The organism is Desulfosporosinus sp. Sb-LF, from assembly GCF_004766055.1.
Classification (GTDB): Bacteria; Bacillota; Desulfitobacteriia; order Desulfitobacteriales; family Desulfitobacteriaceae; genus Desulfosporosinus.
In genome coordinates, this window is record NZ_SPQR01000005.1 from 1 (window position 1) to 13,290 (window position 13,290).

Consider the following 13,290-nt stretch of genomic DNA (forward strand, 5'->3'; position numbering starts at 1 on the left):
GATGATGACTTGCTCATTGTTTCTTTGAAACTCTTGCGAGTTTCTCTCATTGGCTGTCCTTGTTGTTTAGTTTTCAAAGACCATGGTTTAAACTTTGTTTCCAGCACCCGTTTGGGCCGGAATCACATCTTAGCATTTTCAACTCACGTTGTCAATCACTAATTTGTTTTGTCTCGATTGAAAAGTTCGGGAGTTTTAATCTCTTTACTTTTCCGTTCAGTGCGTCGTTTAGGCGCTTTGTTAGTATACATCCTTTATCTCGAGCTGTCTACTGTTTTTTTATCCAGTTGACCCTGCAGGATCTCCGAGTTGCTATGTAACCATATAGCATGCCTGGCTATTTGACCCTGGGGAAGCCCTAGTCCACTCGCTTATACGTGTGTAGGATTTGTCTTCCAGTGTTTCGAATCCGTCCTTCCCGGTTTACTCGTTTAGTGGCTCAATCACTTTCAGGCCTGCTATCTGACTGTCTACTCTTAATAGCTAGGATTGCCCCTAATCATCCAAGACTCGTTATCGGTGACGTGGCTTGCGTCTTACCGGACGGGATTTCACCCCCTAAATACACAACCTATGGTCGTCGTGATCAGAATTTGAGATAAATATAAATGTATAAGAAAAGAAGCCGAAGCACTTGCTACGACCTCTTTTACCAATTTTATTTTCCAGAATTATTTAAAAACTCATCACCAAACCGCCGTTTGGGCTGATAATTTGTCCAATCATATAATTGCCATCATCTGATGCTAGGTAGACTGCAAGAGCAGCATTTTCTTCCACTTTCCCTATGCGCCCTACCGGAATTAACTGCATGAGAAAACGATTGCGATTTTCAGGAGTCATACTATTAAGCCCCCTCATAAACGATTCCGTCTCGATATAACCAGGAGCTATACAATTAACACAGACTCCCGAACCGGCTACCTCGTGAGCCACAGATTTAGTGAATGATACTACGGCACCCTTTGCTGCAGAATAGTTTGGACTATGTGAGCTCGCAGCGGATATTCCAGCGATAGATCCTATATTTATGATCTTGCCATATCCTTTGTCTTCCATTATCTTCAGTGCCTCACGTGTGCAATAGAACACGCTATTCACATTAACATCAAACATCTTCTGCCAATTTTCATCGGACATATTTCGTGTTATATGCAAAGAATCTCTTGGTACAGGGGTGGTTACCAAATTAAGATGCTTTATTCTATTATTTACACCCTCCTCGTCAGACCGAAAAATGCCAGCGTTATTAACTAAAATATCTAGTGTGCCAAATCGAGTTAATACTTTCGCGAACACTTCACGTCATCGCTCTATATCCCTCGGTTAACCGAAGGGCAATAATATCTCCACCCGAACCCCTCGCTCACTTCGATTCGCTGCAGATATCTTCCCCCCGTGCTGATCAAGGATGCGATGAACAACAGATAAGCCTAACCCAGTCCCTTTTTCCTTCGTCGTGAAAAACGGATCATAAATGTAAGGAATGGCATCCGGCGCAATACCAGGTCCCTCGTCACTAACGGCGAAGCCTATAAAGCCTTCCTGCTGGACTCCCTCTAGCCGGATCGCACCTCCTTCTCCCTGGGCATCGATGGCGTTGAGCAAGATATTCAGGATTACTTGCTTCATCTGATCCTGGTCCACCTCAACCTCTTTCTCGTCAACTAGGCTTCGCACTTGCTTTAACTCAATATGATGTTGCCGCAGGGCGGGCTGGATCAAGATAACGCCTTCGTCCAATAGTTTTCCTAAAGCAGCCCGCCTACGTACTGGTTCCTTGGGACGGGCAAAGCTCAAAAACTCGCTCACCAAGCGATTTAACCGTTCACATTCTTCCAGAAGCACCCGGCAATAGTCTGAAACCACTCCATCGTCAACTTTTTCCTGAGCCAAGAGTTGGATACTCACTTTCATAATCCCCAAGGGATTGCGTATTTCATGAGCCAATCCGGCACTCATATGCCCTAGAGCCGTTAAGCGTTCCGTTTGTCGGATTTCCTCTTCTAATCGTTGACGTTCTAGACCTTCTTGCTTTAACTTCTCAACTAATTCCTTTTGAACAGTTAAAGCGATTTGATATTTGCGTTTCGCTCTCCTCTCCTGTTCAATTAGGAATCCTGTTAACCAGCCAATGACGTTGATCAGGCCAATTTCCACCCATTGTGTATAGATGGCAGATGGGTTCATGGCATGAAAATGCGTCATAAACGGCATGATGAGGAGCGTAATGACCAAGCCAGATAAGATCCCTCCAGCAGGACCAAAACGCATGGCTGCGTAAATTACGGGAAGATAGTATGCGAATTGCAATAGAATGTGGTAATTCATTTCATAATGGTAATTCGTATAGTGAATAGCGGTTAAAATAGCCACAACAAGTCCGATCGCGCTGAGGTCAAAAAGGGTACGTGTACGATTTTGGTCAAGGAGTTCGTGATTCAAGAAGCGGACCTCCTCTCTAAATACCCCAGTGTGGATCTATTCCGTATTTTTCCAAACGGTATAAAAAGGCATGCCTGGAAAGTCCTAACCGCTTTGCCGCCCGACTTTGGTTTCCTCCTGTTTGTTCCATTGCCTGCTGAAGAAAGGATTTCTCGATCTCTTCTAAGGAAACTCCCTCAGGCGGTAGTACAAAGGATCCAGTGCTCTTGGCTAACTTTGAAGAAGTATCAAAGAGGGGCAAACTCTCCATCCCAATCACTGCCCCTTGAGAAATAATCACCATGCGTTCCACGACATTTTCCAGTTCACGCACATTTCCCGGCCAGGTATAAGTCATAAGTTGAGACAGGACTCCTAAACCAAGGGTCTTACTCCCCCCATAGGTCCTCAGTTTCTCCAAGAAATATTCGACAAGGAAGGGAATATCCTCTTGACGTCCTCGCAAGGGAGGCACGGAAATTGGAAAGACATTGAGTCGGTAATATAAATCCTCTCGAAAGCGTCCTTCTTGTGCCTCTTTAAGTAAATCTCGGTTCGTTGCCGCAATAATCCGCACGTCAACCTTGATGGTTTTCTCTCCACCGACCCGCTCAAACGTCCGTTCCTGAAGTACCCGCAACAATTTAGCTTGAACATTAAACGACAGCTCGCCTATCTCATCGAGAAAAAGCGTCCCACCATCGGCCAATTCAAACCTCCCTGTTTTACGTACATGGGCTCCCGTAAAGGCACCTTTCTCGTGTCCAAATAGTTCGCTTTCTAAGATCGTCTCAGTCAATGCGGCACAATTCACACGGACAAAGGGCCCGTCAACTCGCGGACTTAAACTATGAATGGCCTGAGCCACCAGTTCTTTTCCCGTACCTGACTCCCCTTGAATAAGTACAGTTGCTGGCGTCGGGGCGACCCGTTCGACTAGATGTTTGATGCCTTGCATCTTCTCACCGTTACCCACCAACTGCCAACCACCGTGCTGAGCCTCTCCTTTCAAATAGTTCACATGCTCGCGCAAGCTTTCCACTTCAAAGGCCTTAGCCACCGTGATCAGCAGTTCATCTATATCAAATGGTTTCATCAAATAATCATGTGCCCCGGCCTTCATAGCTTCAACCGCTGTGGCTGTACTTCCATGTGCCGTCATCATGACGATCATCAAATCCGAATAATGCTCTTTCAACGTGCGTAGGACAGTTAAGCCGTCCATTTTCGGCATTTTTAAATCCACAAGGATGAGATCCGGACGCTCCGCAAGAGCCCGATCTACAGCGAGTTGTCCATCCTCCGCCGTCTCCACTTCGTAACCGGCTTTTGTTAAGGCCCGTTCTAGAACCCAGCGCATATTTGCTTCGTCATCCGCGACTAAAATTCGACGCAGCTCTCCCACTCCCCTTAAAGATCAAACTTATTGTTTGATCTTATTTTTTATGCGTTAGTTTGACCCGATTTATTGGTCGATTGCTTGGTATAAGACGCTTATGTTGGATATGACGCACTACACTGTGTTTTATCCAACACTAATGTTAAACTAAGTACCTCTTGAGAACCTTTTAAATTACCTTTTTAAGTGTTTTTCTAAGCATCAAAACCTTTTTCTCAGACACCAAAAATTCCATCAGATCCTGGCTGGAGTAGTCTCTCAAGACTATCACTATTACATCATAATTAATAACCAAGCGCAACTTGGCATCGCTTTTGCATATAGATTGCCTGTACAATATTTTTTGAGGAGTGTGTTTTATGAATTACCAAAGAAAATCCATGAAGAAAATTCTTCTTTCCCTATCTCTCTTACTCTTAACTCTCTTATTTGCCACGAATACCCTAGCTTCCTCTGGTAAAATTGAACAAGACGCTGGCCCTTATCATGTGATTATGCAGACCAATCCAGAAAGCCTCATGGCTAACCAAACAGGAACAATGACGATAATTATTAAGAATAAGGCTACCGGACAACCCGTAACAGGTGCCAAAGTAATGATGAGCAAATCAACAATGGTGTCCAGTAGCACTGGGGATAGCGGCATGGCTGGCATGGACATGTCTTCCAGCATGGATAAACAAGGGGGTACAGCTATGCAAGAACAATCCTCAATGGGTGGCATGGCTATGGACCCTGGCTCCTATATGGCAGAAGGGATGAAATTTAACCAACCTGGGCAATGGAACCAATCTGTTACTATCTCTTCATCTTTGGGCGAAAGCACCGTTAAATTCCCCATCACTGTCGGAAAATCCGGACCCAATCTAGTCCTCATTGGCAGTGTCGCTGGTGTCGTTGTGATTGTCGGACTACTTGCAGCCATGTTGAAACGCAAGAAAAGCTAAGAAAGTAGAGGGTATTAGTTATGTCTGCTAAAAAGCAACCGATAAACCTCCTTAATTACCCATGGCTCAAACGGTTTCTTAAGAGCTCACTATTCCCTCGAATATTTCAATGGATCACTGTATTGGTTTTTGCAGTCATCATGGTTGAAACGTTAGCAGGACCCTCAGTCGCCCATGATAACTTTGGCACAGCCGCCACTTGGGTTCTTTGGTGGCCATTAATCCCTTTCTTCTTTTTTCTGCTTGGACGGTTTTGGTGTGGAATTTGCCCCTTTGCTTGGGTGAGTGATTTGACACAAAAGTTATTTGGGGCTAATCTCAAGGTTCCGAATTTTATCCGCAAGAACGGTCTCTGGATCATCGATATTACCTTCATCTTCATCACCTGGTCTGATCACGTTTGGGGAATTGTAGAATCGCCCCGAGGATCCGGGACCCTCCTCTTACTCATCTTAGGTGGCGTTATGGTCACCGCTCTGCTTTTTGAACGTCGTACCTGGTGCCGTTATCTCTGTTTCCTGGGTAGTTTATCTGGCAACTACTCCCGAGCCGGTATGTTAGAGCTGAGGACTGACAAAGACACTTGTAAAACCTGTAAAACAAGGGATTGCTATAAAGGGAATGATAAAGCGCCTGGCTGTCCTATGTTTGAATTTCCAATGGCCATGGAAAATAACGCTAACTGCAACCTCTGTGGGAGTTGCATTAAAAGCTGTCCTCATGACTCCATTCGCCTAACCCCCCGCATCCCCACCAGTGAATTTTGGTCCATGACCAGAGCTCATTTCGAAGAATCGTTCTTAGCCATTGTCATCGTTGGAATTGTATTTGTTCAAAACATTACGATGTTAGACTTTTACCCCACCTTCCTGAAGTGGGTGGAGCAGACATTAGGGATTGCTAATCAAGATATCGCTTTTACGATCATCTTTATTTTCGCAATGACTACTCCGGTTTTACTCCTTTTCGCAGCCACTGCAATTTCCAAGCGTTTCACGGGCGATACATTGCGTAATGCCTTTGCACGTTTTGGGTATGCCGTTATTCCATTGGACCTTGCTTCCCACATGGCCCACAACTTGTTCCATCTTCTGGCTGAAGGGAAGTCAGTCTACTACACCTTCATGGGACTCTTCGGGGCTCATCTGGACGGACCGACCGACTTTGTTTCCGATCCGGCGATTCAAATATTGCAATATTTCTTGGTCATCGCCGGAACGATTGCTTCCCTTTACACTGCCTACAGAATTGCTAAAAAGAACTATGGTGTGAGCAAAGCCTTGTCCGTCTCTATGCCATATCTAGTTGTCATCTTGATCTTCGGTATATTAAACATTCTTACCTTCACAGTAAGAATGTCCATGCGGATGTAGCAAAAATCCAAGATTTTCATCTTTAAAAACCCGCTAAAAAACCCTATAATAAGCAGGTCGTCTTTGTTTCATATTTGTTTGCAACCATATTTAAGGTGGGTTTATTATTCCACTTGAAGCCTGATTCCCAGCTTAAGTATCTTCAACAAGGAGGATCTTTAAATGAAAAACGATCGTGAAGCGAAAAAACAAAAATTCACCCAACCAAAGAAAAGCAAAGCAGGCCTTTACAGTCTTGTTGGCATTGTAGCAGTTGTTGTTATGATAAGTTCCTATTTTTTGTTGAGTAATAGCAAACCAAATACCGCGCTCGCCGATACGGGACAAAAAGTGAATTATAGTTCGAACGCTAAATTAGAGCAAACGATAGTTCCAAGCAAGGTTGAAAACGGAAAAGAAGTTGTCACTACACTAGGTACAGTTAAAGAAAAGCAGTTCATAAAGACAGAGTACAAAGCCAACGGTAAGGTGGTTCCCTTGACAGCATTTATTCAACCTAACGGTAAAGTGATGGTGGCTGTAAGCTATTGTGAACCTTGCAAAGGAGACTCGTTTCATATTTCCGGCAATCAAATCATTTGTGACACTTGTGGAACAACCTGGGATCTTCAAACACTCAAAGGAACAAGCGGTGGTTGTCAAGACTATCCACCCCAAGCACTGACCTACTCCGTAAACGGTGATAACCTTGAGATTCCCCAAGCCGCCCTAGATACCTGGGCACCTAGAGTTTGATCCCAAAATAGAACTAGCTACAACCTAATAAATATTTAAACGCACTCGTTTTATACGAGTGCGTTCATTCTAATGCGTAATGTTATTTTTCCACTTGCTTTGCTCTTACCTTACAGCATACTAATAGTCTAAGTTCGGGGTAAAATAACCCTAGATGTACGCCCTGCAGAGTTAAAACCCCTTCTATTGAATATTTCGGGTTAGGAGGAGATTCCCAGTGTCTTTGATAAAAGTGTGTGAGGTTACCAAGATCTATAAAGGTGGAGACGGTGTCGTCGAGGCCCTGAAAGACATTAATTTTGAAATCGCTGAAGGTGAATTTTTGGCCTTAATGGGTCCTTCCGGTTCTGGAAAAAGTACCTTACTTAGTATTCTTGGAGGGTTAAATCCGCCTACCTCTGGTAAACTTATCATCGACGATATCGATGTTTATGCATTAGAAGCCGAGCGGTTAGCCGATTTCCGGCACGACTATGTTGGTTTTGTCTTTCAACAATACCAATTAATACCTTATCTCACCGCCTTGGAAAACGTCATGTTACCTTTGGCAATCTCATCCCGCCCCGGCAAAGAACAGCGAGATATGGCTCAGAGCGTTCTAGATAAAGTCGGCTTAGGTACAAAATCTCTACGCCTCCCCAATCAATTGTCCGGTGGTGAACAAAATCGGGTAGCTATTGCTCGGGCCATCGTTAATCAACCAGCAATCGTTTTCGCCGATGAACCCACCGGAAGTCTGGACTCGAAAACGGCGACGGAACTGTTGGAATTGTTTCAAACCCTTAACCAGGACGGTTTAACCATCATAATGGTGACTCATAACAAAGAAAACCTAGAATGGGTCTCCCGCGCTGTTTATATTCGTGATGGAATTTTAGCTCTAACTTCTCACGAGACCTAAAGGGGTGAGTAAATGCGTTTAACAGATATTTCGATTCAAAACCTGCGCCGCCGTAAAATGCGCTCCGCTTTACTAGTGATCAGTGTAATTATTGGGATGGCTTCGATTATCTTCCTCTATACAACAACCCAAGCCATGAAAGAAGATGTCGCCAACAAACTAGATCAATTCGGGTCAAATATCCTCATCCTTCCGGATACTGGAGAAGCCATGACCTTTGGAGGTATAACAGTCGAAGCTCCCATTCAGACCAATGAACTAAACATGTCCCTTATTCCACTGATGAAAACGATTAAAAATAAGGAAACGTTGGCCACAATAGCTCCCAAACTTTTAGTAGACACTAAAATCGAGGGACAAGAAATTCTATTGCTCGGAGTTGATTTTCCTCAGGAATTGCGCCTCAAAAAATGGTGGAAGCTCGATGGCCTTGCCAAAAACCAAATCCCAACGGCCAACGAAGTTATCTTAGGGAGTGAAGTTGCTCGTTCCCTGGGTTTAAGTCCTAAACAAACTATAACGATTAAAGGACAAGATTTTACAGTGGCAGGGATCGTCCAACCGACCGGTTCGACAGAAAATGACCAAGCTGTGTTCATCGACTTAGCTGTGCTCCAAAAACTGTCTAATCGACCAAACGCTATCAGTCTCATCGAAGCCGCAGCTTTTTGCTATACTTGTCCGATCGATGAGGTCACCAAACAGTTAACAGCCATCCTGCCCGGGACCAAAGTTACCGCCCTAAGATCAACCCTAGAGTCACGAAATGATACGATCAGTAAGTTCAACTTATTTGCCAGAAGCGTATCCTTAATACTCTTCCTAGCCAGTAGTTTAGTGATAACTATGACTATGAAATCCTCTGTTGAGGAACGAACCCGAGAAATCGGTATCTTACGAGCTATCGGTTTTAGGAAAAGGCACATTATCCAAATCGTTCTTACTGAGGCGGGATTATTAAGTGTTTTGGGTGGGTTATTAGGTTATCTTATTGGAATGGGTGCGGCCGTAAGCTTTGGATCAGTTTTGGTCAACGCTCAAGTTCAAATCCCTTGGCAATTTAATTTGCTCGTCTACGGATTAAGCGCATCCTTTTTGATAGGTTTCATAGCAAGTCTGTATCCGGCTTGGAAAGCAGCGAGACTTGACCCGACTGACTCTTTGCGTTACATCTAATTCCTGAGGTTGGAATCAGAAGCTAGAGATCCGAACAAAAATGAGCACGATGAATTTTCGGTGTTCGATGCGTGAAGCTAGAAGTCGAAACATCGGACCTCTTATAGGAGGAAACTATGACTTTAACAGATATTGCCATCCAAAACTTGCGCCGGCGTAAAGGGAAAACCATCTTTTTACTGCTTACTTTTATATTAGTAGTCGGTATAACCGTCTCGCTGAATACATTGGCTAAAAGTATGCGAGACGATTTACAAAAAAGTTTAACTCAATATGGTGCTAACGTCGTAATTACTCCTAAGTCTGAACATTTTACACTCAGCTACGGCGGTCTTTCCGTTTCAGGAGTAAATTACGAAATCAAACGTCTAAACTATGACGTTTTAACTAAACTTAAAACTAGCCAAGATCTTGCGATCAGCGGGATTGCCCCAAAAATTATCGGTTCTGTCGCGGGGATTAATAAGCGTTATCTTATCATCGGAGTGGACTTTCCCAGTGAACTAAAAATGAAACCGTGGTGGCATATTAACGGACAACAGCCAGGTAACCAAGAAGTTATTATCGGTTCGGACCTTGCCCGCAAAGAAAATCTAGTGATTGGGAGTACTCTGGAACTCAACCACCATAACTATCCAGTTGTCGGGGTAATGCAGGCAACAGGCGGCTCAGAAGACAATGGAGTTTTTACGAATTTTAAGACTTCTAGCATCATCACCGGAATAGACTCTTGGTCCATGATCGAACTCAATACCGCTCAACCGGATAATACAGCGGCCCGTTTAAGTCAACTCTTACCGGAAGCCAAGGTCGCCGAAATATCCCAACTGGTTCAGGGGACCAAAGAAAGTGTTGACCGCTTTTCAAATTTCTCCTTTATAGCTTCCACTTTATTAGGAGTTATTGGTGTTTTGATTGTCTTAGTTACGACGACAGGTAACATCAATGATCGTATTGCGGAAATTGGGATCTTTCGAGCCATCGGTTTTCGCCGTCGCCATATCCTTTCCATTCTAATCAGGGAAATTTCCTTAATTAGTCTATCCGGAGGGGTTCTCGGATATCTTTTAGGTGAACTCACCCCGACTCTACTCGGTCCAATTGCTTTCCACAAAACCGTTACTTTCCAATTTCATCCCTTGATGGCCTTGACTGCTATAAGCACTTCTGTCTTAATAGGTATTATCTCTATTGTTTTTTCGGGAAAGCGAGCCGTTGAGTTAGATCCTTTAGCGGCACTTTCCTATATCTAAAAAGTTGATCTTATGAGATCTAAATATGTGCCCAAATGAGGAGGATTTCTATGCAAGGGCAACGCCTCCGGACCATCGTTGGTACAGTGGGCGTGATTGCAGCCGTTGTGGCGTGTGTTTTGTTTGTTTCTCGGTATGCGTCCGAAATCAACACAGGCATCCACCCGACTCTTTGGCTGGCTTTCAGCGCTGGGCTGCTTTCTTTTGTTTCCCCGTGTTGTCTGCCACTGTATCCCTCGTATATTTCCTATATTTCCGGAATGACTTTTTCAGGGAACGAAAAACACGTCTTGACTCACCGATTAAAGGCGTTGACCCACACGCTTTTCTTCGTGATCGGATTTTCGATTGTCTTTTTAGCGCTAGGGTTGTCTGCGACCGTGCTCGGGCAGGTTTTTATCACCCATCGAACTCTAATACGAATTATCGGAGGCGGCATTGTCATTCTCATGGGGCTGTCCCTGAGCGGATTGCTAAACCCCCAGTGGCTGATGATGGAGAAGAAGTGGGAATACCGCCAAACGAGAGTGGGCTATGGCGGTTCCGTTTTAGTTGGCATTAGTTTCGCTGCCGGATGGACGCCGTGTATAGGGCCCATACTGGCTTCGGTTTTGGTCATGAGCGCCAACCAGCCCTCCGCAGGGTTAGCTTTGATTCTGGCCTACATCACCGGGTTTTCTATTCCTTTCTTTGTTTTGGCGTTCACGCTGAGCTCAGTACGGAAATTAGTTCCCTACGGGGCATTGCTTTCCAAGATCGGCGGTTATCTGATGATTGGGTTAGGAATATTGTTGATAACTAATCTGATGACCACAATCACCGTTGGGTTGATTCGTTTGTACGGAGGGTTTACTGGCTTTTAAGAATTCATGAGAGTAGAGGAGAAATATATGTCCAAACGAATAGTTTTGGTCGTCCTTGGGATTGTTTTCGTAGCACTTTTTGCCACTTTAGAGCTAAAGAGTAGTCTTCCACCATCAGCAAACCAAGCAACAGGACCACAGATTGGATTAACAGCACCAGATTTTACCCTCAAAGATCTCAATGGCAATACCGTCAAATTGAGCAACTTTCGAGGCAAACCCGTTTACCTTAATTTTTGGGCTAGCTGGTGTCCACCGTGTAAAGCCGAAATTCCAGAGATTCAAAACTTCTACCAGATAAATAAGGCTAATGTTACAGTCCTAGCGGTGAATATAACGTTTAACGACAAAGTCTCAGACGTAGTTAACTTATTGAAATCAAGTAATGCCAATTTTCCGGTACTCTTAGACACGAACGCTAATGCTTCTGTAGCAGATGCTTACCAGGTGTACGGAATACCAGCAAGCTTTTTTATCGACAAGAACGGAATCATTAGGGCAACCCATGTGGGTGGAATGACGTTAGCTACGCTCCAAGAAGCATTGAATAAGGCTCAATAATTTTATCAACTTGGACTCTTTTCTAAAGGAGCATAAGATGACTTTATTTAGTCAATGGTACGCTTTCCTCGGACAAGCAAATAACTTATTAAATCCTTATTTGTCAGGTCTGTCACGGCAGCTCCACATTCCGGTATTATCGGCTCTACTTTGAGATTACTTGGCTCCACCTCTCCATGTCAACTATCCACAAACTTTAGTGCTTTAGGTTAGTTCACCCCAAAAATCGCCAAAAGAAAGAGTGTTTATCAGCAGCCTTTTCATTTACGCTAGGTAAAATAATTGTTTACACGTTAATAGGTTCACTGACGATCTTGTTGGGAATTAGGCTTAACCAGGAAGTGATTCCTATTGTACAGGTGGTCAGAAAGGCCCTTAGCCCATTGATGTTAATCGTGGGTCAATATTTACTTGGATTGTTTAAGACAAAGTTATCGCTGTAGTGCCAATACCCCAAGTAATAAGACACCGTAGTTCTTCCTTCGTCCTTGAATTAAGATGATCCATCCTAGGTTTGATGGACGGGAAGGTTAGAAACACGATAGTCAATTGGTTATCTATATCAAAGAAGAGAGAAGTCGTAATGGGGCTTCTCTCTTCTTTGATATAGATAACCACCTTGCCAAAATTATAGCTTTAATATACTTGTTCTGCTTACGATTAGCCACTTTATCTTCCCATATCATTGATCATACTCAATAACTTTCATTCTAAGGATCTCAATAAGAGTACTACAGCATTATGAATTTACCTTGAAGTTGAGATGCGTGCTGGTTCGTGATTTTGGCTTAAACCCTAACTTAAAAAAGTAGGACAGGTGCCCATTGAAAGCCTACGCTAGCCTCATCTCTTTTTACTAGCCCCGTTACCGTAATAGAGTTTATCGTCAAACTTCCTAAAAACATAAAAGTGGCTGAGGATTAAATCCTCAACCACTTTTACTTATTTGTCTAAACCCATGTCCCAAAATTCGTCCTCGTCGTGTCTCGCCCTTAAACCCCGTCAGGTCTAGGATGCTAGAAGGAGAAGTCCTTCTATTTTAAAACGTACCACTATAGATGTAGGAAGTTTATCTAGGTACGTACTGGGCTAGGGTGCTCCAGCTTACTTATTTTTCGTATCCGACAAGAATTGAGTACATCAACTAGTCAGACCGAACGATATTAATAGAAATCACTACCCCATGATGATCGATACTACTATAATATAATACCCTTCAGGAACCCTTCTTCATAAGAAATTCACAACTTTTTCATTAGTTAATCGTATCAGAGAGTTACACTAACGACATGGGACAACCAATGAGACAAAGATATAAATCAATTCATGAGGAGGAATTAAACGTAAATATATAAAAAATTAATATGTGGTATAAGGCACAACACAGACCCACATATAATCGCAATTTCTTGCAATTATGTAAAGAGCTCATTCGCTTAGTCGTCGTTTGTTTGAAGAAAATGCCGTTAAATACTGATCAGACTCGAATCCAAAGCTAAGAATTATATTTTCCTAAGTGTAATAAAACTGGGGGGCATATAAATTGCATCTAAGAATATTCGACAATATTTTTAGATGCGGACGTTCAGACAATGATCGAACTAACGGCAATTGAGCATCTGTTTCCACATCATAGCTAGCTTCACTTAATGCCCGTT

The 13,290-nt window shown here is 43.4% G+C and carries 12 protein-coding genes; 9 read left to right on the forward strand and 3 right to left on the reverse strand.

Annotation, left to right across the window (positions count from 1 at the left end; genetic code table 11):
* Positions 1-377: 377 nt before the first annotated feature.
* On the forward strand, positions 378-602 hold the full coding sequence (locus E4K68_RS20330) for a hypothetical protein (protein ID WP_158291393.1): 225 nt from the start codon (positions 378-380) through the stop codon (positions 600-602).
* A 73-nt stretch (positions 603-675) separates the two neighbouring features.
* Here E4K68_RS20330 and E4K68_RS08185 read toward each other — a convergent pair whose 3' ends face one another.
* The 3 genes from E4K68_RS08185 to E4K68_RS08195 are packed head-to-tail and all read right to left on the reverse strand — an operon-like array spanning position 676 to position 3,820.
* Positions 676-1,299 carry an SDR family oxidoreductase gene (locus E4K68_RS08185; protein ID WP_243450308.1) on the reverse strand — a complete coding sequence of 208 codons (624 nt, stop codon included), beginning with the start codon at positions 1,297-1,299 and terminating at the stop codon, positions 676-678.
* Positions 1,300-1,326: 27 nt separating this feature from the next.
* On the reverse strand, positions 1,327-2,445 hold the full coding sequence (locus E4K68_RS08190) for an ATP-binding protein (protein ID WP_135378454.1): 1,119 nt from the start codon (positions 2,443-2,445) through the stop codon (positions 1,327-1,329).
* A 16-nt stretch (positions 2,446-2,461) separates the two neighbouring features.
* Positions 2,462-3,820, reverse strand: a complete 1,359-nt coding sequence (locus tag E4K68_RS08195; protein ID WP_135378754.1) for a sigma-54 dependent transcriptional regulator — start codon at positions 3,818-3,820, stop codon at positions 2,462-2,464.
* A gap of 362 nt (positions 3,821-4,182) precedes the next feature.
* On the opposite strand from E4K68_RS08195, the gene E4K68_RS08200 reads away from it, so the two are divergent.
* The 8 genes from E4K68_RS08200 to E4K68_RS08235 all read left to right on the forward strand — a co-directional run bounded on the left by E4K68_RS08200 (position 4,183) and on the right by E4K68_RS08235 (position 11,632).
* Positions 4,183-4,770, forward strand: a complete 588-nt coding sequence (locus tag E4K68_RS08200; RefSeq protein ID WP_135378455.1) for a hypothetical protein — start codon at positions 4,183-4,185, stop codon at positions 4,768-4,770.
* A 20-nt stretch (positions 4,771-4,790) separates the two neighbouring features.
* Positions 4,791-6,143 (forward strand): 4Fe-4S binding protein, encoded by a 1,353-nt coding sequence (locus E4K68_RS08205; protein ID WP_135378456.1) that lies wholly within the window; start codon positions 4,791-4,793, stop codon positions 6,141-6,143.
* Between the two features lie 162 nt (positions 6,144-6,305).
* On the forward strand, positions 6,306-6,878 hold the full coding sequence (locus tag E4K68_RS08210; protein WP_135378457.1) for a DUF2318 domain-containing protein: 573 nt from the start codon (positions 6,306-6,308) through the stop codon (positions 6,876-6,878).
* Positions 6,879-7,095: 217 nt separating this feature from the next.
* Positions 7,096-7,779, forward strand: coding sequence for an ABC transporter ATP-binding protein (locus E4K68_RS08215; protein WP_135378458.1), 684 nt, complete (start codon positions 7,096-7,098; stop codon positions 7,777-7,779).
* A gap of 12 nt (positions 7,780-7,791) precedes the next feature.
* Complete coding sequence (locus E4K68_RS08220; protein ID WP_135378459.1) at positions 7,792-8,955, forward strand: FtsX-like permease family protein; 1,164 nt, start codon at positions 7,792-7,794, stop codon at positions 8,953-8,955.
* Positions 8,956-9,071: 116 nt separating this feature from the next.
* A complete protein-coding gene (locus E4K68_RS08225) occupies positions 9,072-10,208 on the forward strand; it encodes an FtsX-like permease family protein (RefSeq protein ID WP_135378460.1) in 1,137 nt (378 codons plus the stop codon).
* 35 nt (positions 10,209-10,243) lie between these two features.
* A complete protein-coding gene (locus tag E4K68_RS08230) occupies positions 10,244-11,071 on the forward strand; it encodes a cytochrome c biogenesis protein CcdA (protein WP_243450309.1) in 828 nt (275 codons plus the stop codon).
* 27 nt (positions 11,072-11,098) lie between these two features.
* Positions 11,099-11,632, forward strand: coding sequence for a TlpA disulfide reductase family protein (locus E4K68_RS08235; protein WP_158291394.1), 534 nt, complete (start codon positions 11,099-11,101; stop codon positions 11,630-11,632).
* Positions 11,633-13,290 lie beyond the last annotated feature (1,658 nt).